The 25,612-nt window shown below is 67.1% G+C and carries 20 protein-coding genes; 5 read left to right on the top strand and 15 right to left on the bottom strand.

Annotated features, from left to right (window positions below):
• Positions 1–85: 85 nt before the first annotated feature.
• Positions 86–415, top strand: coding sequence for a hypothetical protein (locus ACYQR9_RS06695; RefSeq protein WP_461229107.1), 330 nt, complete (start codon positions 86–88; stop codon positions 413–415).
• Between the two features lie 207 nt (positions 416–622).
• Positions 623–1,288, top strand: coding sequence for a hypothetical protein (locus tag ACYQR9_RS06690; RefSeq protein WP_056427996.1), 666 nt, complete (start codon positions 623–625; stop codon positions 1,286–1,288).
• Positions 1,289–1,376: 88 nt separating this feature from the next.
• On the opposite strand, the gene ACYQR9_RS06685 is transcribed toward ACYQR9_RS06690, so the two are convergent.
• Positions 1,377–1,952: a sigma-70 family RNA polymerase sigma factor gene (locus tag ACYQR9_RS06685; protein WP_461229741.1), complete on the bottom strand. Its 576-nt coding sequence runs from the start codon at positions 1,950–1,952 to the stop codon at positions 1,377–1,379.
• Positions 1,952–2,272 carry a NepR family anti-sigma factor gene (locus ACYQR9_RS06680; RefSeq protein WP_419953872.1) on the bottom strand — a complete coding sequence of 107 codons (321 nt, stop codon included), beginning with the start codon at positions 2,270–2,272 and terminating at the stop codon, positions 1,952–1,954. The genes ACYQR9_RS06685 and ACYQR9_RS06680 overlap by 1 nt, the downstream gene beginning before the upstream one ends.
• A 451-nt stretch (positions 2,273–2,723) precedes the next feature.
• Here ACYQR9_RS06680 and ACYQR9_RS06675 point away from each other — a divergent pair, with 451 nt between their 5' ends.
• Complete coding sequence (locus ACYQR9_RS06675) at positions 2,724–3,854, top strand: mechanosensitive ion channel family protein (RefSeq protein WP_207413894.1); 1,131 nt, start codon at positions 2,724–2,726, stop codon at positions 3,852–3,854.
• 106 nt (positions 3,855–3,960) lie between these two features.
• Entirely contained in the window at positions 3,961–5,124 is a 1,164-nt protein-coding gene (locus ACYQR9_RS06670; RefSeq protein WP_461229106.1) for a dimethylmenaquinone methyltransferase, read from the top strand.
• A gap of 10 nt (positions 5,125–5,134) precedes the next feature.
• On the opposite strand, the gene ACYQR9_RS06665 is transcribed toward ACYQR9_RS06670, so the two are convergent.
• From ACYQR9_RS06665 to ACYQR9_RS06655, 3 genes are all read right to left on the bottom strand, one after another.
• A complete protein-coding gene (locus tag ACYQR9_RS06665) occupies positions 5,135–5,692 on the bottom strand; it encodes a TetR/AcrR family transcriptional regulator (protein ID WP_461229105.1) in 558 nt (185 codons plus the stop codon).
• 120 nt (positions 5,693–5,812) lie between these two features.
• Positions 5,813–6,856: an LLM class flavin-dependent oxidoreductase gene (locus ACYQR9_RS06660; protein WP_461229104.1), complete on the bottom strand. Its 1,044-nt coding sequence runs from the start codon at positions 6,854–6,856 to the stop codon at positions 5,813–5,815.
• A gap of 5 nt (positions 6,857–6,861) precedes the next feature.
• Positions 6,862–7,854, bottom strand: a complete 993-nt coding sequence (locus ACYQR9_RS06655) for an ABC transporter substrate-binding protein (RefSeq protein ID WP_056428012.1) — start codon at positions 7,852–7,854, stop codon at positions 6,862–6,864.
• 736 nt (positions 7,855–8,590) lie between these two features.
• Between ACYQR9_RS06655 and ACYQR9_RS06650 the strand changes: the two genes are divergently transcribed.
• Positions 8,591–8,755, top strand: coding sequence for a hypothetical protein (locus ACYQR9_RS06650; protein ID WP_461229103.1), 165 nt, complete (start codon positions 8,591–8,593; stop codon positions 8,753–8,755).
• Between the two features lie 217 nt (positions 8,756–8,972).
• Here the strand turns inward: ACYQR9_RS06650 and bcsN are convergent, their stop codons facing one another.
• The 10 genes from bcsN to ACYQR9_RS06600 all read right to left on the bottom strand — a co-directional run bounded on the left by bcsN (position 8,973) and on the right by ACYQR9_RS06600 (position 25,238).
• Complete coding sequence (gene bcsN, locus ACYQR9_RS06645) at positions 8,973–9,968, bottom strand: cellulose biosynthesis protein BcsN (protein ID WP_461229102.1); 996 nt, start codon at positions 9,966–9,968, stop codon at positions 8,973–8,975.
• Entirely contained in the window at positions 9,965–12,010 is a 2,046-nt protein-coding gene (locus tag ACYQR9_RS06640; protein ID WP_461229101.1) for a hypothetical protein, read from the bottom strand. The genes bcsN and ACYQR9_RS06640 overlap by 4 nt, the downstream gene beginning before the upstream one ends.
• On the bottom strand, positions 11,995–13,176 hold the full coding sequence (locus ACYQR9_RS06635; RefSeq protein WP_461229100.1) for a glycosyl hydrolase family 8: 1,182 nt from the start codon (positions 13,174–13,176) through the stop codon (positions 11,995–11,997). Before ACYQR9_RS06635 ends, ACYQR9_RS06640 begins: the two co-directional genes overlap by 16 nt.
• Positions 13,173–15,710, bottom strand: a complete 2,538-nt coding sequence (locus ACYQR9_RS06630) for a cellulose biosynthesis cyclic di-GMP-binding regulatory protein BcsB (RefSeq protein WP_461229099.1) — start codon at positions 15,708–15,710, stop codon at positions 13,173–13,175. The genes ACYQR9_RS06635 and ACYQR9_RS06630 overlap by 4 nt, the downstream gene beginning before the upstream one ends.
• A gap of 11 nt (positions 15,711–15,721) precedes the next feature.
• A complete protein-coding gene (gene bcsA, locus ACYQR9_RS06625; protein WP_461229098.1) occupies positions 15,722–18,142 on the bottom strand; it encodes a UDP-forming cellulose synthase catalytic subunit in 2,421 nt (806 codons plus the stop codon).
• Positions 18,143–18,460: 318 nt separating this feature from the next.
• Complete coding sequence (gene bcsS, locus ACYQR9_RS06620; RefSeq protein ID WP_056428626.1) at positions 18,461–19,210, bottom strand: cellulose biosynthesis protein BcsS; 750 nt, start codon at positions 19,208–19,210, stop codon at positions 18,461–18,463.
• Between the two features lie 384 nt (positions 19,211–19,594).
• Entirely contained in the window at positions 19,595–22,171 is a 2,577-nt protein-coding gene (locus tag ACYQR9_RS06615; RefSeq protein ID WP_461229097.1) for a cache domain-containing protein, read from the bottom strand.
• Between the two features lie 248 nt (positions 22,172–22,419).
• Positions 22,420–23,478: a serine endopeptidase gene (locus ACYQR9_RS06610; RefSeq protein WP_461229096.1), complete on the bottom strand. Its 1,059-nt coding sequence runs from the start codon at positions 23,476–23,478 to the stop codon at positions 22,420–22,422.
• A 299-nt stretch (positions 23,479–23,777) separates the two neighbouring features.
• On the bottom strand, positions 23,778–24,200 hold the full coding sequence (locus ACYQR9_RS06605; RefSeq protein WP_461229095.1) for a hypothetical protein: 423 nt from the start codon (positions 24,198–24,200) through the stop codon (positions 23,778–23,780).
• A gap of 465 nt (positions 24,201–24,665) precedes the next feature.
• Positions 24,666–25,238: a hypothetical protein gene (locus ACYQR9_RS06600; protein WP_461229094.1), complete on the bottom strand. Its 573-nt coding sequence runs from the start codon at positions 25,236–25,238 to the stop codon at positions 24,666–24,668.
• Between the last annotated feature and the right edge of the window lie 374 nt (positions 25,239–25,612).

Here is a 25,612-nt window from a genome sequence, read left to right as displayed (position 1 = left end):
AAAAAGCTCGGCCGGAGCGGATGCGTTCACGGTCGAGCTATGTGATCCTGCCTAAAGCTCGGACCCACGCACGCCGGAGATGTCGATGCCCGTCGAGAGTTGGATGAATCCCGAAGACACCGCCGCCCTCGCGGCGGAAGCCACCACGCTGATCGATACCGTTCTGGCCCGCCTGCCCGAGGCGGACCGGGCTGCGTTCTGGGCATCGATCCGCAAATGCTACAACACGCCCTACAATGACCCGAAGCCCCGCGCCCTGCCCGTCCGCGACGTGATGGAAGCCAATGCCACCGCACCGCATTTGGCAGCCTCGATCGCCGATCTGTCGGCCATCGCCGAGCCGCCGCGGGTGGAGATGGCGATGGGCGCCATCCTCGCGGGACCGACCTTCGCACCGGAGGCGCACCCGGCCTGAATCGTCCCAACGCGCCGACCCCATTCGCGCGGAGCCGCTGGTCGATCCGGCCCGGCGTGAACGCCTGATGGCGTCTCGCCGCAATTCCGCACAATTTTACAGCCTGTGTCGGGACAGCCGCTTTGGCTGCCAGTCCGTCCTTCGCGGCGCAGATTTGCCCTCCACGCTGTCGGCGGGCCTTCTTTCGTATTCGAGAACCTGAACACGATGCAGCATCCTCTCCGCCGCCTCCTCGCCGTCAGCGCCTCGGCGGCTGTCCTGGCGACCCTCGGCCCGGCCTCTCTCACCGCTCCCTCGCCGGCACTGGCGCAGCAGGAGGCCGCCACCGCAGCCGAGGCTCCGGCCAAGTCACGGGGGCGCGGGCGAGAGAAGAAGAAAGCGGTCAGCGCGCCGGGCATGCAGCAGGCGACGCCGGTCGCCATCTTCGGGGACTGGAACGTCTTCGCCAACGGCCAGGGCAAATCACGCACCTGCTACGCCATCGCTCAGCCCCAGGCCCGCACACCGAAAACGCTCAAACGCGACACCGCCTACTTGTTCGTCACCATCCGCAAGGGTGACAACGTGCAAAACGAGGTCGCGGTCATGTTCGGCTTCCCGCCCAAGCCGGCCGCCAGCCAGGCAAAGGCCAATGCCACGGCCGCCTCCGATCCAATCCTCAGCCTCGGCAGTTCGCAATACGGCTTGGTCGTGAAGGACGAGAATGCCTGGCTTCAGAACCCATCCGAAGAGGCCCGCCTCGTCGGCGAGATGGCCAAACTGGCCAAGGTTCAGGTCAAGACGACGTCCATGCGCGGCACCTCTACCAGCGACGAATACGCGTTGGCGGGCTTCGGTGACGCGATGAAGCGCGCCCGCGAGGAATGCAAGTAAGACCAAGCCTCAACGAGGCGCGCGAGTGTCCGCTGCCGCTCACTCGCGCAGCCGGGCCTCGATGAGAAAACGTCATCGAGGCCCGCTATCAGGCACCGCCCAGGGCCGCCCGTGTGAGCGCGTCGGCCCCGATATCCTCGGTGCCGTTCATGCCCAGCGTTTCGATCAGCCGGCCACGGGCGCGGCTGACACGGCTTTTCATCGTTCCCACGGCGACACCGCAGATTTCGGCGGCCTCCTCGTAGGTGAAGCTCTGCGCGCCGACGAGGACGAGGGCCTCGCGCTGGCTCAGCGGCAGCAGGTCGAGGGCGGCCTGGAACTCCCGCATCTCCACCCGGATCTCCTGCTCGGGCAGGCTGGTGAGCCGCGCGGCATGGACGCCGTCGGCATCCTCCACCTCGCGCTTGCGCTTGCGTTGCTCGGAATAGAACAGGTTGCGCAGGATGGTGAACAGCCAAGCCGTCAGGTTCGTGCCCCGCGTGAAGCTATCCGCCTTGGTCCAGGCGCGGGCCAGCGTGTCTTGAACGAGGTCGTCGCTGCGATCGAGATCGTAGGTCAACGAATAGGCGAACGCTCTCAGGGCCGGAATCGCGCCGAGCAGAAGCTCACGCATCTCGGTATCGGCGCCCGAGGGCGTGCCGACAGGATGGGTATGGCAGCTCATCATGAGGTCTCCCGCGAAGCAGGCTTGGCCGCGAGTTCGGCGAGAAGGGTCTCGAAACGGTCGGGGAGCGGCAGATCCAGGACGTTGCCGTAGAGAATGCGGAGGTTTCGGCCGATCCGCCGCCGGGACTCCGTGTCCATGCCGGCTCGGTCCATGCCCGATCGGTCCATGCCGACTTGTGCGACGCCCAGACCGGGGCCGGCCATGGCTTCCGCTTCCGCAGACGACGCTTCGCCGCCGCAGGCGTGGTCACGGGGGACCCGTTTCCCCACGTCCAGCACCTCGAAAGGGCCGTGGATATCGCTGGCGTCGATCGTCATGGTTCTCCACCGTTATGTCGGTGTCGGTCCTAGTGACGAGCGCTTTAACGCGTTCTGAAAAATGTATTCAGAAACCTTTAAGCTTGTAAAAGCAGCGTCTCTCGCGCGATTCGATGTGTCGAAAGACATCTTATGCGGAAGCACAGCCAGAACAAGCTGAGCCGTAGATTCACACTACATTTACAAATCTGGATGGATGCTGAACGAGAACGGTGCCCCGCGCGGGGATGATGAAGGCCGGACCGACCGATTCACGAATCCTAACGGTTCTATGCGCCTCGGCGCGGCGCGTAGGGACATCGATCGCGCCGCCTGAAATCGAGCGGAAATATGAATTTCCGGCCTCGGATGTCCCTTCGGTATCGCACGGTTGTGCACCGCACGGGGCTGCCCGTGCGGCGCGGAACCGCCATCCAACGGGATCATTGGCCCCGCTGATACAGGAGGTCCGATGCCGATCATCCAATCGCTCGCAGGCGATGCGATCCGCTGGCTCACGTGGCTGCCCTGGTGGGCGCAGACCCTTGCTCTCGTCGCCGGATGCTGTGCCGTGGTCCTCCCGCTCCATGGCGTCGTGTTCCGCGCCATGCAGCGCGCAGTGGCGGATCGGAGCCTGTTCTGGCGGTCCCTGGTCTCGCGGACGCATGGGCCGAGCCGTCTCGCGCTGCTGATCGTTTCCGTCACGGCGGCGTCGTCTGCCGCACCCCTCTCATGGGACGTGCGGATCGTCCTCAACCAGATCCTCGTCGTCGCGCTCGTGGCGCTGGCCGGCTGGTGCTGCGCCACCGCCCTGCATATCGCGACAGTGATTTACCTGCGCCGGTTCAAGCTCGACGCGGAGGACAACCTTCTCGCGCGCAAGCACTTCACCCAGATGCGAATTCTGGAGCGCGCCGGCGTGACGCTCGTCGCGCTGCTGACCATCTCCATCGCGCTGATGACCTTCGAGCCGGTCCGGCAGTACGGCGTCAGTCTTCTCGCCTCGGCCGGGGCGGCGGGGCTGATCCTGGGCCTCGCGATGCAGCCCGTCCTCTCGAACCTCGTGGCGGGCATCCAGATCGCGATCACGCAGCCGATCCGGATCGAGGATGCGGTGATCGTTGAGAACGAGTGGGGCTGGGTCGAGGAGATCAACTCCACCTATGTGGTCATCCGGCTCTGGGACTGGCGCCGCCTCGTCCTGCCGCTGACCTACTTCATCCAGAAGCCGTTCCAGAACTGGACCCGCGAGGGCGCCTCGCTCATCGGCAGCGTCTTCCTCTATGTCGATCACCGCGCGCCGGTGGAGGCGATGCGAGCGAAGCTTTCCGAGATCGCGGCGCAGTCGCGCCTGTGGGACCGCAACGTGGTCAATCTCCAAGTGTCCGACGCCAAGGAGAGCGTCATCGAGATCAGGATGCTGGTGAGCGCCCGCAACGCTCCGCAGGCATGGGACCTGCGCTGCGAGGTGCGCGAGAAGATGATCTTCTTCCTGCAGACGGAATATCCCGGTGCCCTGCCGCGCCAGCGGGCGGAATGGATGCAGGCGGAGGCCGCGCCCCTCCCCCGGCAGGAGCCGGAAATTCCGCGCCGCGCGGCGTAACGCGTCGCCGCCGGGGAATTTCACCCGATCCCCGGTGGTATGGCTCGCCGAGCCCGCCCGTCTGGCCCATAAGGCGAGCGGAAGACCCGAGCCACGAGGACGAACCTTGACCGTCACCCAGCTGACCCACCACGACCTCGACGGCTACGGAGCCTCGACCATCGTCGGTGCCTTCCTCGACGTGTCGCGGATCGTCCATATCCCGCGCTATGCCGATGTCGGCCCGGTGGTCGACGCGGAATTGAAGCGGCTCTCCCGCGCCCAGGCGCCCGAATGCCTGATCATGACGGATCTCGGGTTGGAGGCCGTCGCCGTCACCTTCATCACCCGGTTCACTTCCATGAACCTGCGTCGCGACGAGGCAGCGCGGCACCGGCTGATCGTGCTCGACCACCATGCCTCCTCCCTCGACCAGTTGCGCGACCAGGGCCTCACTCTCGCGCCCGTGCCGGAGAGACCCGGCCTCACCAAGGTCGAACTCTCCGACCCGAACGTAGTCGTCCTCATCGACGAGGACCGCTGTGCCACCCGCCTCGCCTACGAGCATCGGGAGCTCTACGCCTCGCGTGAGGTGGAGGCCGGGACGACCGAGGAACTCGAGACGCTTGTCGCTGCCGTCGATGCCCTCGACCTATGGAAGAAGGAGCGCCCGACATTCCGGGGCGGCCTCGCCTTGGATGAGATCTTCTGGGACAATGTCGCGACCCTGATCCCGCTGGGCCATCCCTGGCATGACCGCTTCATCAGCGCGCTGCTGCGGGCTGTCTCCGCCCTGTTGCGCGAGGGGGCATCGCCGGCCCGCGTCGAGGCCGAGATCGCCGCGACCCGGCGTCGCCTCGTGGATGCGCTCCTCGCCGACGAGCCTCAGGACGACCCGACCCTCACCACCCGCATGCGGATGGCCCGAGCGCTCGCCCGGTCGGATGCCCTGTTCCAGCGACTCTCGGATGGGACGATGCTGTCCTTCGGCCTCGATTCGGGCATGTTCCAGCGCGTGTCCGACCTCGTGATGGAGAGCGGCAGGGCGACCCGCGTCGTCAATGTCCAGCGCACGGGCTCGCTGTCGTTCCGCTCGAACAACGAAACGGCGCTGGACGGTGCGCGCAAGTTCCGTGGCGGTGGCCACAAGGATGCGGCCGGCGGCAAGCTGAATGCCGGATCGGCCTTCTCCCTGGCCGATGCCGTCTCCCAGGTGGAGCCGGTGCTCAACCCGCCCCAGCCCGATCCGGCCTCCAGCCCCTTCGCGGCGCTCAAGGCCTGGAAGGGCTGAACCTCGCTCCTCAGCCGACCTTGCCCGTGGTGAGGACGCCGCGGGCCGCCGCCAGCACCTCCTCGCTGAGCTCATCGTCGTCGATGGCACGGGCCAGGGCGACGGCTCCGATCATGAGTGACAGGCTCGCAAAGGCCCGCTGGCGCCGCCGCTTCGCCAGGGCCGCGGGAAGCAGGCCGGTCATGCGCTCGATCAGGTCTCGGGCCCCGTGAAGAAACCGCGCCCGCAGCGGAGAACCCGGCGCTTCACGCGACACGTCATTGGCCAGACACGCCAGTGGACAGCCGAGGCCCGGGTTCCGAACGTGGCCGAGAGTCAGGTAACCCGCCATCCAACCGTCGAGATCGTCAGGGCGCCAGTTCTGGTTGGCCGCCAAGTCGAACGCCTCGACCGCCAGCGCCTCCTTGCTGGCGAACTGGCCGTAGAAACCGCCATGCGTCAGGCCCGCCGAGGCCATGATGTCGGCGACGCCGACGCCATGCAGTCCGCGCTCGCGGAACATGGCCGCGGCGACCTCGACCACCCGTTGCCGGTTCAGCTTGGCCTGCGCCTGTGAAACCTTTGGCACGGTGAGATCCTCCTGCTTGACCTCCCAACATATAGATGATCGGCCTCATGCAAAAGGGGGCATCGCGACGGCGATCCAGGGCAGTCGATGCCACCGGTCCTGATTCTTCGTGTCGCGGGCTCACCGCACGCGTGGCAGCATCTCCTTCGCAAAGCGCCGCATCTCGGCCTCGAACGGCTGAAACTGCAGCATGAACAGGTCGATGCCGGAGCCATGAAAGGCGCGGATGCGTGCGGCGACGGTCTCGTAGCTGCCGACGAGCCCGGCCGCCGTGCCGCCATTGGTGCCGACATGCTGGGCCGCCGCCGCATCGGTCTTGGCGAACATCACGCTGGCGGCGTCGGTACGGGCCCTCGTGGCATTCCGTAGCCCCTCGTCGCGCCGCGCCAGGGCGAGGAGCCGGGCATGCTCGGCCTCAGCCTCGGCATCCGTCTCGCGGGCGATCACGAAGGCGGAGAGGCCGTAGCGCAGCGGCCCGTTGGCGGCGGGCCGGCGCGCGACATCCGCGATCAGGGCCCTGACATCGTCGAGCGGCTGTCCGTTGATGAACCAGACATCCGCCCGCTCCGCCGCCAGGGCGCGGGCCGGCTCGGATTCGCCGCCGAGATAGACCGTCGGCCGTGGCCGAAAGGTCCCGGCCGGGCGCAACTGGTAATCCTCGACATGGAAATGCCGGCCCGCATGGGTCACGCGTTCGCCCCGCATGAGCCGGTCCACGAGGCCGATCCATTCCCGGCCATAGGCGTAGCGGTCGTCATGGGCCGGGAAGGGCAGGCCCGCCCGCTCGAACTCGGCCTTGTTCCAGGCATTCACGAGGTTGAGGGCGAAGCGACCCTCGCTCACATGCTCGATCTGCAGGGCCATCTTGGCGAGCACGACCGGGTGGTAGAGTCCCGGCTTGATCGCCGCGATGATCTCGATGCGGCGCGTCAGGGCGGCGAGCGCAGCGGAGGCGGTCCAGGCCTCCAGCTGGTCGCGCTCGTCGTCGTAGGGATTCGCGGTGTGCTGGGCCACCAGGACCGAGTCGAAGCCCAACGCCTCGGCCTCCAGCACCAGGGACCGGTTACGGGTCCAGCTGGCATCGTCCGGCTCGTCCGGATCGTGGTGGGACGCGCGCGAGCCGTGGACGGCCGCCCAGATCCCGAAACGGGGCGCATCGCTCATGCGCGTCACCCCGCCCGCGCGGCGGGCGGTTGCCAGATCGCCACCCCGGTGGCGTCGAGCTTGCGGGGGATCAGCTTGGCCTCATAGAACGTATCGGCGATCTCCTGCTGCTCGCCGAGTTCGGCACGGGTCACGGGAGTGACTTCGTAGGTCCGGCGGCGGTTCACCGTCGCGACGATGTCGGGGGACAGGTCGCCCCAGATCGGGGCCAGCAGCGCCACCGCGGCGTCCGGCTCGGCCTTCGCCCACCGGCCGGCTTCCTTCAGGGCCTCGTAGACCGTGGCGACGACCTGCGGGTTCTCGGCCACGAAACGGTCGTTGGCGAGGAAATAGCGGTGATAGCTCGACAGGCCGGTGGCGTCGGCCAGCACGCGCACCGGCCGCTTGGACTGCGCGATGGCAAGAAAGGGGTCCCAGATGACCCAGGCATCGAGACTGCCCTGGTTGAACGCGACGAGCCCCTCGGGCGCCTGGAGATAGGCCGGCTTGATATCGGGGAAGCCGAGACCGGCCTTCTTCAGCGCCGCCGCCAGGATGAAATGGCAGCCCGACCCACGCGATACGCCGACCGTCCGGCCCTTCAGGTCGGCGATGGAGCGGATGGGCGATTCGGCCGGTACGATGATCGCCTCGGCGGAAGGAACACCGATCTCGCGCGCGTAGAAGGTGAGCTGAGCGTTGGCGGCCTGAGTGAAGATCGGGATGGCATCCGCCACGTCCGCGTGCAGATCGACAGCCCCCGCATTCATCGGCTCGATCACGCTGGTGAACAGATGCCAGGACGGCGCGAAGCCAAGGGGCTTCAGACGCTCGTCCAGGGTGCCCTTCGCCTTCAGGATGGTGAGCAGGGTCGAGGAGCGCTGGTAGCTCAGGCGGACGGTGCGCTCGGCGGCGTGCACCGCCGGCGATCCGAGCGACAGGCTCGCTGCCACTCCTAAGCCGGCACGCAGAATCGTCCGGCGCGAGGGGGATGCTCCGCCCGGAGTGTCATGATTCATCTTCGTCTCCAGGGTGAGGAAAGCACGTCCGGTGCGAGCTTATTACAAGATGAAGCCCACACAGATCCAGGCAGCGCCTGCGGATCTGCGGCTTGACCAAGCATAGGCACCGACCGACTCCGGTGTCTTACCGAGATGCTTGACTTCTCCACAAGAAAACAGTTTTTCGAATTTCCCCGCCTTCGCGGACGAATATTTCCCACCCCCTCGTCGTTGAGATGCTTATCCTTCAAGATGGCGACAGCGATGCCATTCGTTCTCGAAACGGCACGTTCCATGGCTTAAAGCAGTCGCTCGAGACCCTGCAACGGGTCGAGCGCCGGAGATGCACCTGCAAGGACCGCAGATCGTGGTTGGGTGTGAGGATGCAGAGGCCGCCAGTCCAGGACCAGTCGCCACAGGCACAAGCACGGCGGCAGGATCGAAGCCTGCGAGGCATTTGCGTCTCGAAGGCCTGCGACGCCCATGATTCGCGACGCTAAGCCAACCGACCTTCCATCCGCGATCCTGCTCGCGGGAAACCAAGCATCTTAAGTACATCATTCTAAAATTGAAAATGACGCACGATTAAATCTTTAGTAATCCCGACAATCCAAATAGAATAATTCCGATTACGATTGTCTCCATGACCACGCGACAGATCATGACGGCCTGGATGGCCAAATGGTCGGCATAATGAGGACCGGGCTCGGGCAGGTGTCCCTTGTCGAAATGCTGCATCGGAAAAGCGACCCCCATGATGCGCAATAATTTAAGATCTTGGATAATTTATAGAAAAATTCGCAACCTTTCAAAAGAGCAGAAGGAGTATCCGTCAGGGTTGTCAAACGCGAATGTGGCAATCGATGAGACATCGATCGCCGCCCGGTCGCAAGAAGGCGCCGCCGCCATGGATGCATGATCTCGGCCTGCCTCCCGGGATTGGACACCACTGTCAGCAGGCGCCAAGGCATGGCGTGAAGATTGTCATCGAAGCACGGTCGGCGAACCGGATCCGCCTTCTCCGCGTCGGCGAGCGACCGCTTCCGTCGCGCCCTCGCGCATCCCCACACCGGGAGGCGCCAGGAACACGTCGCCGAAGATGGGCGAAGAGTTCGCAAACAGATGTGGCGTCGGCGCTACGGCGGCGGGCGATAGGCCCGGATCGGCAGATCGGGGGACAGGCGGTCCTCCGTCTCCACGCTCGTGGGGGCAGCGGGTTTCGGCGCGGCGACGGGAGCCGTTGGCGCGAGCGTGGGGGTCGGATCGGTGATGTAGCGCGGGGCGCCCGTGGCGGGACCGGCCGGCAGCGGAACGGCGGTGCCCGCGGCAGGCGGCGACGGGATCGTGGGGGAAGCGCGCTCCACGACAGGAACCGGGGCGCGCCGGCCGTCATCGGCTTTCTGGTTTCGTGCGCTCGGCCGTTCCATGGCACCGGGCGGCTGCGCGGCCGCCTTCGCGGGCTCCTTCGAAGCGCGGGCGGACGGTGCCTCGCGCCGGGGCTTGGGCGCCGCGCGGGTGGATACGTGCGGTCGTCCGCCCTCGCGCCCGGCACCGAGGGAGAGGTTCATGCGTTCGACGCCGGAGACGAGATCCGCGAGGGTCGCGGTAGCCGTCCGGCACAGGCTCACCCGGAGGGACGCCGCGCGCTCGGTGCTTCCGCCGAAGAGACTGTCAGGGGCCGATCGCCCGCCGGATCGCGGAGCGAGATCGATCCATTGCCAGGCGTAGAGGCAGTTGCTGCCCACCGCGAGGCCCACGGGGCCATAGGCGTTCCGCTTGGGAACGGTGGAGACGCGCATGCCCTCCCCGGGAAAGCGCGCCAGGAGTTCCGCGGCGATGCCGAGGCGGGTCGGCTTCGCCATGATCAGGGCGGAGCCGAAGCGCCCCCCCGCATCGGCTCCGTTGCGAACGCTGATCTCGGCGTAGTTGCGCGGGCCACCGGCAAAGGTCACGCGCTGGGCGAAGCCATCGCGAAAGGCGGTCTGCGCCACATCCGAGACGCGGCCCGCGCCGGGGATCTCGACCACGGATTGCGCGAGAGCGGCCCGTGTCGTGAAGGCCCACGGTAGGAGGACCAGGGCAGCGAAAACGCCGGATCGCAGGGAGGAGACCAACCGATGGGAGCGGATCATGGACGTTGCATCGAGCTCGGCGCGGTATCGGGCTGATCGTAGCCGCGATTGACGGCCTGCGAATTGGGCAAGGTGAAGCGGTCGGCCTCCGACGCAGCACGCTCCTGCGGGCCACGGTTCCGCGAGGCCTGCTGCGCCCGCCATAGGGTGCCCTCGCCCGGCTCCGACAGGGTGGAGGGCCGTTCGGAGCCGTCATAGCCCGGCAACAGGTTGAAGCCATAGCTCTCGTAGGGCATCGGCCCCGCTCCCGATACCCGGCGCGCGACGAGCGGCATGGTCTTCGAGGCGGGCGGCTCGGCCAGGAAGGCGCCGTCCTGCCGATCCGCGACCACCCGCGCCAGGGAGGGCGGAGCGTAGCGCAGGGGGTTCTCCGCCGACACTGCGAGGGGGAATTCGCTGCGCTGGACCGGCAGGGGCTTGGTCTGGCCGTCTCCCGATGCATCGGGTTTGGGCACCCGGCCATAGGCTGCCGTGTTGCGGGCCGGCGCGGTCGCGGCGGGAGCGGCGGAGGCGGCCGGTGCCGGGCGCCCCCCCTGGGACGGGGCTGCGTCCGCTGTCGCGGCGCAGGCCAGGGGTGGTCCGGCCGGCCCCTCGCGGAACAGGAGATCCACTACTTTGGGGAACAGGCCGTCGTAGCGGTTCACGATGGTGAGGTAATCCTGCTTGCGCTTCAGGCGCTGCAGCGACAGGGCATAGCCGGTCACGGCGGACTCGCTCGGAAGCCAAGCGACCGCGTGCTGGAACCATTCCAGCGCGGCCTCGAACTGGCACGAATTGTAGGCGTACCAGCCGAGGGCCTCGGCCCCCTCCCCCGACGCCGTGGCCAGGGTCACCTTCGCATAGCGGTTGATCCGCTCCAGATCGATGAAGCTGGGATTGGCCTGCGTCAGCCTGCGGCCCATGAGGTCGATGAACAGGATGCTGTTGCCGACATACTTGTCGCGCCAGGCATAGGCGACCTCCTCGGCCTCCCGCAGCATCCCGAGCTCGCGCAGGGTATGGGCGAGGCCATGGGCGATCATGGCATCGCCGCCGCGGCTGATGGCGAGCTTGAACCAGTCGAGGGCCGCGCGGAACTGGCGGTGGTTGTACGTGTACCAGCCGAGCAATCCGGTCTGGCTCGCATCGCCGGAGGCGCGGGCATAGGCCTGGAACGCGGCCATGTCCGCCGCGCTCGGCTCCTGGGCCGGAGCGCCGTGGAGATCCGCGACGATGCGGGCGCGGGTGATGTCGTTGGCGATCGCCTTGAACTCGGAGCCTCCCTCGGCATCCGTGCGCCCGATGGCGATGAGCTTCTCCGCCAGGGCCATCGGCAGGGTCGACATCGCCTTCTGGATCGTGGCCAACCGCACGCTGGTGTCGTTGCTGGTGTCGAGCACGGTCTTGTAGAGGGCCAGGGCCTCGTCCGAGCCGGCCGCTCCCCCTTCGGAGGCCAGGGCTTCCGCCGTGGTCCAGTAGCTTTCCACGTCGCTCGGATCGAGGGCGCTCGGGTCGGCCCGGTAGAGGGTGACGATATCCGCCGTCTTGCGCCCGGTGGTCAGGGCTTTCAGGCGGCTGCGGAAACTGGCCCGCAGGAGCTTGCGCGACAGTTCGTCGGAGGGGCGCCAGTTCGGGTCGGCGGCGCGGCGGGCCGCGATCGCCGCATCGAGGTCGTCGAAACGCCCTGCGGTGAACAGGTCCCAGAGCGGCGCCTCCTCAGGCGGGCTCGGCTGCAGGGTGTCGAGGTCGGTGGGTTCGACCCAGCCGGGATAGAGCTGCTTCAGCCGCGCCGCCTCGGCCTTCATCCGCGTCGTCTGCTTCTGCGACGCGTAGTAGCGCAGGGCGCTCTCATCGACCATGCCGGCGGCGGCGGAACTGCCGGGCACCGCGATGATCGCGGGCGCACGCGCCGCGTCGTCCGGGCTCTCGGTCTGCGCCGCCAACGGAGCGACGAGGCAGAACCCGGCGAGGGAGACGCCGCAGAGCAAGGCGAAACCCCGCGCCGCTCCCGTGGCGCGAGCGGTCGCCGGCCTCCCCCATCCGCGGATCACCGTGCCGGACATGACAGGTTCCTCATCTGCAGCGCCACCATCGACAGGAGGTGCAGCGTGGTCGGATAGTAGTTCTCGTTCCCCTGCGGCCGTCCGAACCCGTCGGGCAGCGGCATGCCCTTCCGGTCGCACAGGAGCAGCCCCGAGAGGGCGGTATAGCCGCTCTCGCTCAGGGACTCGACCGTCCGGCCGTCGGAGGTGTCGACGATGGGCAGGCGCTCCCGGTCGGGGCCGGACCAGAGCGCGACGAACGGGTCGTAATCGCTCGGGCGCCCGACACCCGCCCAGACCATGTAGAGGGGAATGCGAATGGCGTTGTAGGAGAAGAGCGGCGGGAATCCATCCGCCGGACGCGGCTCCTCGCCCTTCAGGGAGATCCATTCGGTCGGCAGCTTCGCCGTGCCGAAGCGGGAGCGGCGGATCAGGTTGAGCCCGCTGGCGGTCAGAGCCGCCCATTCGAATTCGGGGGCCACGATGGGGAGCCGGGCGAAGGCCGGGAACACCCAGTAGGAGAGGTTGATCAGCGGCCCGTCCGCGCGTTCGGCTGCGGAGAAGCCGGAGACCGCCGGCAGCAGCAGTGCCCCGTTCTTGTCCTTGAACAGGATGGTCTTGCGCGCGACCTCCACGGCGATGCGCCGCGCGGCCACCCGGTACGAGGCCTCGTCCCAGGCCTCGGCCGCTTCGGTGAGGGCCCAGGCCACGAGGATGTCGCCGTCGGACGCGTCGTTGAGATCGGCCACCGCCGGTCGTTTGCCGGGCTCCCAGCGCCAGGCCAGCAGCTCGTCCGAGCGGACCATCAGGTTGGCGCGGGTCCATCCCCATAGCCGTTCGAAGGTGGTCCGGTCATTGGCGGCGACCGCGAGGAGCATGCCGTAGCCCTGCCCTTCGCTGTGGCTGATCATACCGTTGGCAGTGTCCACCACGCGGCCCGCCTCGGTGATGAAGCGGGACCGGTAGGAGCGCCAGGCATCGGGATTCTTCAGGGAATCGGCGAGAACCGCCGGCTTCGAGGCTCCCGGCATGGCTTCGCCTTTCGCGGTGGGGGCACCGGGCATCGCGGTGGCGGGTGGAACCGGCGAGGCGCCGTCCTGCGCCCTCGCGGGAACGATCCAGGGGCTCGCGGCGGCCAGTGCCGCGCCGAGAACCAGGCCGAGAATGGGATGCACGGTGCGGGTCATCCGTTTTTCCGGCCGATATTGCGGACAAGGGACGTCGTCGTCAGGCCGAGGAGCAGGGCGAGCCCGAGGGTCAGCGCCACATAGATCGCCGGGTTCATCGAGAGCCAGCCGGCGGTGACGAGGCGAATGTTGGAGAGTGAGCGCGTCTTCGTCTCGACGAGCTCCACGTTCCGGGGAGCCACCGTCTCGAGGGATCCGTCCGAGGCATCGAGGAAGGCGAAGCGCCCATCGATCCGCGACCAGACCTCGGGATCGATGAGGCAGGCCGCCGAAGCCTTGAGCAGCAAGGCATTGGGGGCGGTGATCACGGTCACCGACCCGTCGAAGCCGTTCTGCGCCGCCGCCTCCGTCGGAAAGCCCTGGGCCATGATCAGGCTGGCGCCGGGGGGAACCGTGACCGTGGCGGGCGTCGATGGCGCCGCGCTGAACAAGGCGCGGGGGTCACCCACGACGGAGTTGAGCAAGGCCCTCCCCCGCTCGACGACGCCGTCCGCAGCTTCGAGGACGGGATGGCGCGCGCGAAGGGTCTCGTCCCATTTCGTGACGAGATCACCGTCCGACAGCCTGGCCTGGGGCGAACGTCGCGCCTCGGCGGGCGCGGCGGAGGCAATGGTCGGGCTGGGGGCCGGCGCGCGCAAGGTCAGTTCGGGCAGGCTGCAGCGCGGCGGCAGGTTGCGGCGAAGCCGGTCCAGGGTCGGGGCCGGCACCGAGCCGGACTGGCCGGGCGCCCGCGCCGTTTCCGCGCGCGCCTGCCAGATCGTCCTGATCTGGTCCGGGTCGAGGCCCAGCCCCGACAGCGTCGAGGGAGACAGGGACCGCACCGGGGCGACGACGAGGGTCGGCCCGGGAGAGCCGCTCTGCATGTCGCCGGCGAGCTCGAAATCGATCATCCGCCCGGCGGCGCCCGCCAGTCTGGCGGCGAGGGTCGCGGCGGCCGCCACCGTGTCCTTGTCGAGGGTGGGCAGGACCAGACGCGGACGGCGTTCGGACTTGACGAAGGCCAGGGCCCCGCTCGTCGTCGCGGCGAGATCGGGAATCCTGGCCGCGTGCGCCAGGGTGGGAATCGACAGGCTCGCGCGGTCGAGGATGAGGAAGCGCTCACGCTTCGAATCCGTGGCGTTGAGGCCGCAGGTCTCGTCCGCCGGGGCGGGAACCTGGGCCATGATCGCGACGCGGTTGAGGCCCGGACGCCATTTCGCCAGGGGCAGCGGGATCGTGTTGTTCTCGAACACCTCGCCGCGGGTCTGGGCCAGCGGCACGCTGGCGGCATTGCTGCCGTTGAGATCCACGAGGATGCGGGCGTCCGAGGTCAAGCCGGACGCGTAGGCGCCCGCCAGGTTCAGCATGACCTTGCCGTAGTCCGCCGGCAGGAAATCCGCCGGCAGGTAGACGTCGAAGGCGGTGCGCAGCAGCCGCCCCGAGAATTCGCGGGTGGAGACGCCGAGGCTCTGCAGCGAGACCGTCTCGTCACCGTCCAGGATGGTGCCGCGTGCGAGGGACGCCGCCTTCAGGCCGGCGGGAGTGCCGTAGACCTCCCCTCCCCGCGCCAGGGCGGCGATGGCTTCCTCGATCTCGGCATAGCTGGTGCCCGTGACGACCAGGGTCGGTACCCGGTCCGGGCGCGGCGGCAGGACCACCAGCCTCGGCCCGCCGGTGGCGCCGATCGATTCGAGATCGGGCATCTCCCGTAATTCCGCCGCCGTCCCGACGATGAGGTTGAGACCCGACCGGCCCGACATGGGCGGGCCGAATTCCACCACCGGCCGGGCGATGCGACCGATCAGGCCCACCGCCTCCACCGCGTGGATCATACGCTCGAGCCGGGGCAGGTTCGGCTTGTCGTTGGCGACCACCCGCACCGGCAGGGCGCCGCTATGGTCGGGCTCGAGGGCGGGAAGATCCTTGAGTTCGAGGCTGGCGGCGGCGACCGGCGCGACCACGAGCCCGGAGCGCGACGGATCGATCTGCGTCCAGAGTTCGTAGGTGGCGTTGAGCGAGCAATCGACCCGGTGGCGCTGGCTGGCCTGCAGGGAGACGGCGTTGTAGCCGAGCTTGAGGCTTCCCTCCGGAATCTCGAATTCCACCACCTTCACCGCGCCCGGCGCCTGGATATTGGTGCGTCCGACCACCGCGCCATTGACGCTCACGGTCAGTTCGGAGGCTTCGGGCGCGACCGAGATGGCCGAGAGGTAGGAAATGCGCAGGCGCGGGCGGCCCCGCGTCTGTGCTTCCGTCAGATAGACCGGGAAGCGCAGCGTCGCCTCCTCCCCCTCCATCCGGAACCCGTCGGTGGTGGCCGCGAGGCGACGCGCCGGGGCGATCCGGCCGACAGGCTCGCGCTGGGCCTCCTCGGGGGGCGGGGCGGGGCGGGTTGCGGGCGGCGGGGCGTCCGGGCGGCGCATGGCATCGCCCACGGGCGGCACCGAGAAGCGCTCGGTCGGCCCCGATCCGAGGAAGCTCTGGGCTTGGCCGGCCGGCGGCTGCAGGATCAGGCCGAGGGCGCCAAGACAGGCGAGGACGCGAAAGGTCGACATGGTGATCTGCCTCACGTCCGCACGAGCGGGTCGTGCGACCCACGGCTCGCTTGCTTGCCCGAGCTTTCGAGAAGGCGGTCGTTCTCGAATTCCAGCATCAGCCGGACCCAGTCCGTCGCGGCCTCGCTGCCGGGAATGCGGCTCGATCCCTGGCGGACGACGAGGGGATTGTCGGACGGGCCGGGCGGGGTGGGCTGCGTGTCGGCGGGTGCGGTGAAAGGGGCCGGCTGCTGCACCAGGAGGGGGGCTTGCGCGCTTTGTTTCGGCAGGACCGGGCCTGCCTTGGCCACGGTCTCCGCCGTAGAGGCATGTCCGCTCTTGAAGGCGTAGCTCGCCGCGCGGAACGGCTCGACCAGGCCCCACCAGATCAGCTGCAGCGTGCCGGAAAGGATGTTCTTGTGCCGGCGGCGGCTCTGCTGGAAGCGCAGGAGCGCACCGGCATCGCCGTACATCAGGCCCGCCAGCGCCCCGTATCCCTTGGGGTCGAGGGGCTGGAATTGGAGGTTGAGCACCATCTCGTCGCCCGATTGGGTCATTTCGCCGATCTCCACCGGCAGCGGCACCTGCACCGGAGCACCGTCGATGGGGACGACGGAGAGCTGGCCGGTGCGGTGCGTACTCCCAGCTCCCGGCGGCAGCGCCTCGGCGCCGAAACGGATCGTGCAGCCCAAAGCAGAGGCGCGTTCGATGGCGACATCGAGAGCGCGCCCGCCGAAGACGAGGCGGCCATGCCGGTTGATCGCCAGCGAGGGGCTCGCTTCGGTGGTCCTGCGCTCCGCCGCCACGCCGAGGGCCACGCCGGCGGTGAGGAGGTTGAAGAAGTTCCAGAGGCCCACGACCAGCATCAGGTTGGTGACGCCGGGCTCGAACAGGTAGCGGTAGAGGGCCGTGCCGCAGCCGATGAGCAGGATGAAGTAGACCGCGAAATAGGGCCACGCCATGGGCGAGAGGTGGTCCTGATCGAGGGCGGCCCCCTTGGCGGTGACGTTGAAGGTCGGCTTGCGCGGCGAAACGATCACCGAAATGATGGCCCGGAAGAGATACAGGCCCTGGACGTATTCGTAGAGCTCCGAGACGAAGGGCCAGCGAAACTTACCGTAGACGTAGTTCTGCATCATCAGGTTGATGACGATATAGGTCGCCGTATAGGCGATCGACTCATCGACGCTGGCGACGAAGATCTTCAGGTCGAAGAAGATGTGCAGCATGGGCGCGAACATGAAGATCATGCGCGGCACCGGAAAGAACCAGAACGTCATGCTCGACAGGTAGGCGAGCTTCTGGATCGGGTGGAGCCCGCGCTTGAACAGCGGGTTCTTGAGCATCAGGATCTGGAACATGCCCTGGCACCAGCGCGAGCGCTGGCCGATGAAGGCCACCAGCGTGTCGGGCTGCAGGCCGGCGATGAGGGGCGTGTCCACGTAGATGCTGTTCCAGCCGCGCGAATGCAGCTCGAAGGCGGTCTCGCAATCCTCGGTGATCGTGACGCCGGAGAAACCGCCGGCCTCGTCCAGCGCGCGCCGGCGCAGGAGAGCGGCCGACCCGCAGAAGAACGACCCGTTCCACTTGTCGAGGCCGCGCTGCGTCACCGAGTAGAACATTTCGTTCTCGGAGGGCATGCGGTCGAAGGTGCGCAGGTTCCGCTCGATCGGGTCCGGATTGAGGAAGGCGTGCGGGGTCTGAACCAGAAACAGGCGCGGGTCGGCCGCGAAATGGCCGATCGTCTCCCGCAGGAAGGAGCGGAACGGCACGTGGTCGGCATCGAGGACGACGATGATCTCGCCCTGCGAATGCTTGAGACCGTTATTGAGGTTGCCGGCCTTGGCGTGCTGGTTGCGCGGCCGGGTCAGATAGGTGACGCCGAGCGCCTTGCACAGGGATTGAAGCTCGCTGCGCCGCTGTATCGCCTCCTGCGCTTTCGCGGGGTCGGGATCGGCGCATTTCTGGTCGGTGCCGCCGTCATCGAGCAGCCAGACATGGAGCTTGTGGGCCGGGTAGTCGATGAGCTTGGCGGCGGACAGGGTCGTGGAGAGAATTCCCGCATCCTCGTTGTAGCTCGGAACGAAGATGTCGACGGTGGGCAGGTCCTCGGGCGGGCCCAGGGGCGGCGTGGCGCGGCGAAGCGGATCGGCGTTGATGATGAGGCTGATGAAGAGGATGAAGACGCAGTAGAGTTCGCCCAGCAGCAGGACGAGGCCGAACCCGAAGCTCACTGGATCGGACGGGGACGGCAACGTGTTCGTGACGCGCCAGAACATGTAGCGCAGGACCACGAGGCTCCCGAGAGCCAGGAAGACGAACCGCGCCGGCGGATTGTCGAAGAAAATCCATAGGATGCTCATCGCCACCATGGCGCACAGGCTCATCGCGAGCTGATCCTGCGTGCTGATCGGCTGACTCAGCAGAGCGAGAACGGCGACCGCGGACACCATCCACACGATCCAGCGCAATGCAGATCTCAAAACGAGTATCCCTTTGGGGGCGGGCAATCGGTCGGCACAAGCAATTATCGCGCGGGTGCATGAAGCTGTCGTGAGGAAGAATGCTTAACTTCCAGCATCCGACATCCACGGCAGCGTCAGGCATCGGACTCGGCCATTTTGCGGCCAACCGGTTGCGATTGTCTTGCTACGCTGAAAATCGAGAAATCTCGGTCTTAATATGTCGTTTAGGATGCAATTGGGCGGTTGCGACGCCGAAAAAGCGCGGAATGGTGTGACGCGTCGAAACGAAGCACGGCAGGCACGGCCTCAGAACGCGGCCCGGGCCTCCACACTGGAATAGTAGCCGCTGCCCTGGATCCGGTCCTTCACGTAGCCGACGCCAACGGCCATCTTGATCGGGCCGATGGAGAAGCCGGTGACATGGGCGCCGATGCGGTACTGGCTGAAGAAATTGTCGCCCAGGACCATGGCCTCGGGCCCGATATAGATTCCATCGGCGACCATGTAGCCGGCGCGGAAGCGCGTGTAATAGGCGCTGAACTGCGTCGAGTAGGAGCCATAGGCCGAGACCATGGTGTTCTCGGTGGGCCGAGCGTAGAAATTCGCGGCGAGCTTGGCCCCGACTCCGGTTCCGATCACGGGGTTGTCCGGGTCGAGAATCGAGAGCTGGTTGCTTCTCACGTTGAAGCCGACGAAGCCGGCCAAGGCCGCGTCGCGCCAGATCCACTCGTAGCCGGCGCTGAGCGCGCCTTCCTGCTGGTAGCCGTTGACCCGCTGGGCGACGCCCTGGCCGGGATAGCTGTAGGTTCCGGCGACCGCCTCGACGCGAATACGCGGGCCGCTCTGAAGCAGAGTGCCTTCCGTGGCAAACGTCCCCGTCACCGAACCGAAGGCCGAACTGTTCGAGGTGACAGCCGCCGAGGCATCCACGGCCGTCGTCCAGGCGTCGTCCCGCGCCACGGGCTCGGCGCCCGTGTACCAATCCGCCGCCTGAGCCGACATCCCGACGAGCAAAGCGGGGACGAGGACAGTAGCGAGAGTTGCAAAGCACTTCATGGGGGCACGACCCTGTTGTCCCGGCGCGCCCGGATGCATCCCTCAACGGGTACCGTTACCATCGGCGCGAATTCTTTTATGTTCCGTCAACGTTAACTGAGAGCTAACGGCGGCCGGGAAGCCACCATTCTTCGTAAGCTTGCTGGAAACTTACTCAGAGACGCGCGATCTTGTGTCGCAACGGGACGAGAACGCTCAAGCCAATACGTCCGTGACAGGCCGGCTCATCCCGTGACGGGCGCGCGGCGACATCCGAGGCGGATGCCGCGATCATCGATCGCGATCCGAGGATCGTCGGCCGGCGGGACGTGCGTCCCACGCCAGTCCAGCCACGAAGCCGCGATTGTCGGTCCGAGCTCGCGGGACGAGGCGTCCCGCGCCTTCTCAGGCCGCGACCGCCGCGTTCTTGCGGGCGGCCTCGCGCATGACCGCCGCCAGGGCCGGATAGCGGAATGGCTTCTCGATATGCAGGAACGCGCGGGCGCTCGCTGGCAACTGCCCCCCCGGGCTCGCGAGAATGACGCGGATCTGGGGATGGCGGTTGGTCATGGTCACGGCCAATTGGAGACCGCTCACCACGGGCATGGCCCAATCGGCGATCATGACATCGAAGGTCGCCGCTTCGTCGACGAGGGCCAGGGCATGCTCGGCTGAGCCCGCCTGGACGACATCGTGGCCGAGATCGGTGAGGGCATCGGCGAAGCTCTGGCGCACGAGGCTGTCGCTGTCGACGAGGAGCACCCGAAGGGCGGGCATCTGCGCGCCGGCTTCCTGCGCCTCGGTTTCGGAGGGCGCATCCCCGGCGCGGAGCCAGACTTCCGCGAGAAAGCCGGTGGCACTGCTGCCATCCGCCAGAAGTCTGAAACCACCTCCGACCTGGGTGAGGAGAGCAGCCACCGCCTTGGTCGCCTCGCTGTCGCTGGAGGGTATGGTCGTGGCATGGCGACCTGGCGTGCCGCTGGCCAGGATGATCCGCACGTAACGGCCGGAGGCGAGTGCGATCCCCTCGTCGTCGGAGAGCACCTTCTCGTCGGCACCGATGGCGAACCCTTCCGAGCCGATGTCGCGGACATGGAAGGCGAGGTTGAGAAGGACGGCCTCCAGAACCTTCTCGCTGCACAGGACCTTGGCGAGGCCCGGACGGATCCGGGTCTCCACCGAGGTCTGGTGCAGCACGTTGGCGCCCAGGAACGGGACGAAGGCGGTCAGCGTCACGGCCACGTCGGTTTCCTGCAGGCCGGAATCGTCGCGGCGCACGAAGTTGACGAGGCGCCGGGTCAGGCTCGATCCGCGTTGGGCGCCCGCCAGGGCGGCATCGATCAGGCGTGCCTGGTTCGAGGGAAGATCATGACGCCGTTGAAGGGTCGCCAGATTGGCGATGACCACGGTGAGCACGTTGTTGAAGTCGTGGATCACCCCATCCACCACCTTGCGCAGGACGGTACCGGTCCGGGATTCCACGGGACCATCGGTCTCCCGGCGACGCCGCTCGACCGGAGACGCGCTGCCCTCCGCCTCCGCGCCACCGACGAAATTCGGGTCCTTGACGGTCTCGCCGACGAATTCGCGGCTCAGCGCGTGCAGGATCGTGGGCTTGGCCGACTGCGTCTCGTCCTCGGCACGGATGAAACGGACGAAGAGGCGCCGCTGGCCATTCTCCGCCAGACTTCCGGTGGTGCGCAGGACGACGTCATGCGGGCCGGGCTGGTCCAGCGCCGACCGCATCGTGAAATCCATCAGATCGCGATCGTCCGGGGCGATTCCGCTCTTGAGATCGGTGAGGGCGACGGCGCGGTCCGGAACCGCATGGTTCGCGTGCGTGGCGGGGTCGCTCCAGGTGACACTGCCGGCCTCGGTGTCGATCTCCCAATAGGTCCAGCCCGACATGGATTCGAAGGTGCGGAAGCGCTCCCGGATGCGCGAGAGGGCCGAGCGCGTCTCTTGGAGTGCGCGGACACCGCTGCGCTCCCGTGCCACGAGGCGCTCTTCGTGTTCCGACAATTCCGCGATACGCGAGGGCGACGAGACGCCCTGCTCGCTCTCGCCGATCAGCTTGAGCCGCCGCACGATGCGATCGCCGACGATCCAGCCGCCGCAGGCCGTCAAAAGACAGACGGCCAGCCACAGCACCACGCTCCCGTTATCGGGAAGGGAGGCCTCGATGCTCCGCGGCGCTCCGGCATTCGTCACGCGTGCGACAGCGAGCCAGCCCGAGGGGGCGAGATCACGAAATCCTGCGCTCGGCGTCGCCTGTTCCACGACCTCCCGGGCACCAGAAGCCTGTTGGGCCATGAGGCCCGAACTCGGCCGCGCATCGGGAGCGAGAATGGACAGGCCCATGACGCCGTTCGTCACGGGGCCGCTCGCCGTGGCAGAGGCGGCCAGCACCCTGTCCTGAATCTCGCCGATCCACGCCTCGTTCAGGCGGGCGACGAGAATGCCCTCTCCGCCGGCCGCAGGGCCCGGAACCGGCAGCGCGATGTCGAACACCGTCCGCCCGTTCGCCCCCGGAGACGGCACGGCGACGATGGCTTGGGAGGCCCTGGCGCGCAGGAACCAGGACCGGCCGGATACGTCCCGGCCGAAACCGAGATCGTTGCCGGCGACCTTCACGCGGCCATTCGGGCCCACCAGGTTGAGTTCGGCATAATCGGGACGCAACCTGAGCCATGCGCTCAGCACCGGCTGAAGCTCATCCGCATCGAGGCGCTGGGACGTCTGCTTCAGGGTGACGGCGAGCGTCTTGAGATCCTGGACGACGTCGTAGACCCCGCGATCGAGGGCGGCGGCGAAGCGCTGGGAGGCTTGGGCGGCCTCCAGCGGCTTGCGCGCCTCATCACGGCTCAGGTTGGAGACCGCGAGACTGCCCGAAACGACGAGGATGCCCACGAGCGCTGATGCTCCGGCCACCACGGCATAGAGCGATTTCATCGACATCAGGCTCAGGCTGAGCTTCTTCATCTCATCTCACGCTGATCGTTCTCGGCGTCACGCCGGGACCGCGTTCCTGACCGTCGGGGAGACATCAGACAGACAGATCAGCATTAAAAACTCTTTAAGCGCGGCGCTTAGCGGGTTGCAATCGTTCAGTGTTCCCAAGCGGAACCGGGCCGTTCCCCGCCCGCACGCGCCACGTCCCCCATCCGGCCCGGCCGTCGGCCGCGGTCCGACGGTCCGCCGCTTATCTAACGCCCCTTGGGGTGTCGCCGTCAGGTGGCGACAGGGCGCACCTCATAAGCGGACGGCGTTCCGCAGGCCCGGCAGAAGCGCTCGAAGGTGCTCTTGCGGTGGTCGCAGGTCGGGCAGCGTTCGAAGGCGCCGAGGCCGCAATGAGGGCAGAAGTTCAGGTTCGGGTCGTCGAGGGCGATCGGCCGTTCGCAGCCCGGGCAGGCCTTCTTGGCGAGCCGCTCCAACGCCTGATCCGTGGCGATTTCGCCCCGGCGCTCCTCGGTCGGTCGTGTTTCCGCCAGCTTCTGCCGCTCGTTATAGGATTGCAGGGCACCGATCGCCGCACGGCCGGCGACGAGGGTCACGAGGACGCCGACGCCGTATTGCACGTAGCCGCCATAGCTCGGCAGATACGGAACGAGCTCGACGAAGAACGCGAAGGTCGCCGCAAAGGCGAAGCCCCAGACGAAGGGCCAGTTGCGGCCCCGCCGCCGCTTCAGCAACAGCCACCCGGCCAGCCCCAGCAGCGGCAGGGTCAAGGCGAGGCGATATCCGAAGACGCGTAGCTCCTGCTCCCGCTCGACGGCGTCGAGCTTGACCTGAGCCGCAGCGCGCAGGTCGCTCTCCGCTTGCGTCAGCGGTTCTTCCTGCTCGGAAAGGGCGAGCCGCGCCTTCGCCAGCCCTTCCAGCCGCTCCTCGATGGTCCGTTCCGCCCCCTTCAGCGCATCGAGCGCCTGCGTGCGCGCGATGAGGTCCGGATCCTGGTCGACGCGCTGCGTGGCGTCGCGGGTCTTCAGCCAATTGGCGAAGGTCTCGCGCGCAGCCTCCGAGGCCGAACGCGCGGCATCGAGGGCGAGCTGCTCCTGCTCCGTCCGGCGCCGAATGTCGTCCTGCTCCCGCCGGATCCGCTTGAGGGACTCGGCCGCCGCGCCATCGGCCGGTCCGTCGAGGAACTGTTCGAGGGTATAGCGGTGCTCGACCTGGGGCAGGTCACCGACGATGAGGGCGCCAAGGCCGATCAGGAACCAGCCGAAGAGGAGGGCGATGAGCCAAAGCCCGAGCGTCAACCAGCGTTCGGACAATCTTCGGCTGGACCGCATGTCGTGACCCCTGTCGATGGCCCCGCCCCCGCCTCGGATTCACGAGGTCGAGGCCGTCTCGCGCAACCCCCGAAGGGGCCGATATCGCGAGCTGGGCCATAAAGCTGACGGGTGTACCCGCCTTCGCTCCGCGCGAACAGGTGCGTGCCGGCCATCTGCGGATGAGAGAACAGGGCGAGGCGTAAAACTAGAAACCGCGAGGATGGGCAAAGCCATTACCTCTCCAGACGGCGAGTGAAGGCAGCTTCAATGACCCTAAGCTGTTCTTCGTGTTATGATCCGTTTTATCAGATGGCCTTTTATGAAGGCTTCAGCTCGATCAGTTTCCGGCCAATATTATACAGCCTCTTGTCGTCCTCCTGGGCACACCGCGCTAGGTTTGCAAGCTTATGGCTGTCGCGCTGGCCCATTTTAAACGCTTCGATCACGTGCCCTATTTCTTTTGCATCGCCCTTGCTGAAGGCCTCCCACAACTCAGCGCGACCTTTTACATCCTGTCCTTGGTTCAGGCTCCAGTTCAGGTCGTCTTTAACTGATTTCCAGTTTGCAGACATTATTTCCTCCCTTGCCCCGTGCGGGACGAGAAAGAGGATACGCTTCTTTTTATCATCGTCGAGCAAATCCGCATGGGCGGCCTTGCTCGCGGGATCGCGGTCAAGCTGCCTCCTGCTAGGGAGGCTGGATGACGTATCGCCGGTTATCGCTAGTCCTCCATACTGCATTCACACGCTCGTCCGCGCATGGAAGGCAAACGGATGGGCTACGACAGCCCGCGACACGGCGAGTGGTCGTAGCCCATCCGTGACGGCGGCCACGCGGTGGTATGGCCGACGCCACGGATCTGGTTGCGGGAAAGCCTTCTCAGGAGAATGAGCCGAAACTCTCAAAAACCGACGGAGACACAGCTCTCACATATGGAGCCGGAGGTGCCGACGTAGGCTGGATCGTCCCGTTATTAGTGGTTGGCTCTCTACGCCCAATGTCGGTCAAGGAGCTAGAGCCGAGCACCACTGGTTCCAAGGTTGCGGGCGTAGCAAGACGACCACGTTCAATGTGATTGTACATTTGTCAGGCCCATCTGGACGCGTTGAATTGGGAGAAGTGAGCTTAGAATGCGCTGCGAGCGGGCGTGTTCCGGCTGGTATGCCTGGGTCTGGTGTCGCACCGTCACATGGTCAAGCTTCAATCTACTGCCCACTAAGAGATGGTCCGCCCGAAGTCCCACCGGTGCCGGGCGGGCTGCTGGTGAGCGTGCCGCCGATATTCACGTCCGGCGTGCTGCCAGGAACGGAAGCCGGGCTCGGATTGCCCGGAATAGCATCGGCAGGACGGCCCCTCGCACCGCTTGCCCGCGGCACCGGACCCGGCTCCATGGATGGTGTCATGACGCCAGTGTTCCCAGCCCCGCCGGTGGGAGCCAGCTGCTCGGCGAAAGCCGGCGCGGTCAAAAGGACAGCCAGCGTAGTCGTGAGAGCGAGTTTCGTGAGGGTCATGTGTCCGTCCGTGCGGCTGAAGTCGATCAGCAACGGCCGGCGGTTCGGAAGGTTCGGCGCCGCTTCGACGAGAGAGCCGCAGGCTGCCCTCGCCGCGGACACCGACAAATCAATGTCGAGCGCCGTGTGCTTCTCATCGGCGGCACCGACGCGGCCGGTATCGCCGATACGGAGCGCCGCTGCCGCGAAGCCGAGGGCGCCGCCGTCGGCGGCCTTGGCGGAACACGACGTTGTCGTCGCGCGCAAGCGGCCCGGCGTGATGGGCATCCTTCTCAACGACGGCAAGGAATGCACGGAACAGGTCGGCATCCGTCCCGCCATCCGGGCGAGCGACGTCGCGACGACGCTTCGACTGACCCTGGCCGGGGCGGGCACCTCCCGAGCCTCATCGCCGCCCGTGACGTCGAAGGGGGCCTGCTCGTCCGGGTTCGCGGACCGTGGGCCACCACGGGCGGGGCATCGAGGACAGTGAGTCTGGCGGGACGGAATTTGCCGGAACGCGTACGCCTGTTCCCCGAACATGTGCGCACCGAAATCTCGAAGCGGTTTTCCTTGGAATCCACGCAGCGATAGAAGATCCGGGCAGCGAGTTTCTCACGGAAGCCTCTCGTCGCCCTCGCGTGCGGACGAGCCCCCGACTC

It is taken from the genome of Methylobacterium sp. CM6241 (assembly GCF_054817845.1).
The sequence above is the reverse complement of the archived record's forward strand: the minus strand, read 5'-3'. Positions and strand labels throughout refer to the sequence as shown.

Coding starts and splice junctions, on each gene's coding strand:
- ACYQR9_RS06615 (WP_461229097.1), bottom strand. CDS start 22,171: ATGAAGAAGCTCAGCCTGAGCCTGATGTCGATGAAATCGCTCTATGCC.
- ACYQR9_RS06675 (WP_207413894.1), top strand. CDS start 2,724: ATGCCGATCATCCAATCGCTCGCAGGCGATGCGATCCGCTGGCTCACG.
- ACYQR9_RS06610 (WP_461229096.1), bottom strand. CDS start 23,478: ATGCGGTCCAGCCGAAGATTGTCCGAACGCTGGTTGACGCTCGGGCTT.
- ACYQR9_RS06600 (WP_461229094.1), bottom strand. CDS start 25,238: ATGCCCATCACGCCGGGCCGCTTGCGCGCGACGACAACGTCGTGTTCC.
- bcsA (WP_461229098.1), bottom strand. CDS start 18,142: ATGGTGTCCGCGGTCGCCGTTCTCGCTCTGCTGAGTCAGCCGATCAGC.
- ACYQR9_RS06680 (WP_419953872.1), bottom strand. CDS start 2,272: ATGACGATCGACGCCAGCGATATCCACGGCCCTTTCGAGGTGCTGGAC.
- ACYQR9_RS06640 (WP_461229101.1), bottom strand. CDS start 12,010: ATGTCCGGCACGGTGATCCGCGGATGGGGGAGGCCGGCGACCGCTCGC.
- ACYQR9_RS06605 (WP_461229095.1), bottom strand. CDS start 24,200: ATGCAGTATGGAGGACTAGCGATAACCGGCGATACGTCATCCAGCCTC.
- ACYQR9_RS06630 (WP_461229099.1), bottom strand. CDS start 15,710: ATGTCGACCTTTCGCGTCCTCGCCTGTCTTGGCGCCCTCGGCCTGATC.
- ACYQR9_RS06655 (WP_056428012.1), bottom strand. CDS start 7,854: ATGAATCATGACACTCCGGGCGGAGCATCCCCCTCGCGCCGGACGATT.
- ACYQR9_RS06695 (WP_461229107.1), top strand. CDS start 86: ATGCCCGTCGAGAGTTGGATGAATCCCGAAGACACCGCCGCCCTCGCG.
- ACYQR9_RS06650 (WP_461229103.1), top strand. CDS start 8,591: ATGATGCGCAATAATTTAAGATCTTGGATAATTTATAGAAAAATTCGC.
- ACYQR9_RS06660 (WP_461229104.1), bottom strand. CDS start 6,856: ATGAGCGATGCGCCCCGTTTCGGGATCTGGGCGGCCGTCCACGGCTCG.
- ACYQR9_RS06690 (WP_056427996.1), top strand. CDS start 623: ATGCAGCATCCTCTCCGCCGCCTCCTCGCCGTCAGCGCCTCGGCGGCT.
- bcsN (WP_461229102.1), bottom strand. CDS start 9,968: ATGATCCGCTCCCATCGGTTGGTCTCCTCCCTGCGATCCGGCGTTTTC.
- ACYQR9_RS06685 (WP_461229741.1), bottom strand. CDS start 1,952: ATGAGCTGCCATACCCATCCTGTCGGCACGCCCTCGGGCGCCGATACC.
- ACYQR9_RS06635 (WP_461229100.1), bottom strand. CDS start 13,176: ATGACCCGCACCGTGCATCCCATTCTCGGCCTGGTTCTCGGCGCGGCA.
- bcsS (WP_056428626.1), bottom strand. CDS start 19,210: ATGAAGTGCTTTGCAACTCTCGCTACTGTCCTCGTCCCCGCTTTGCTC.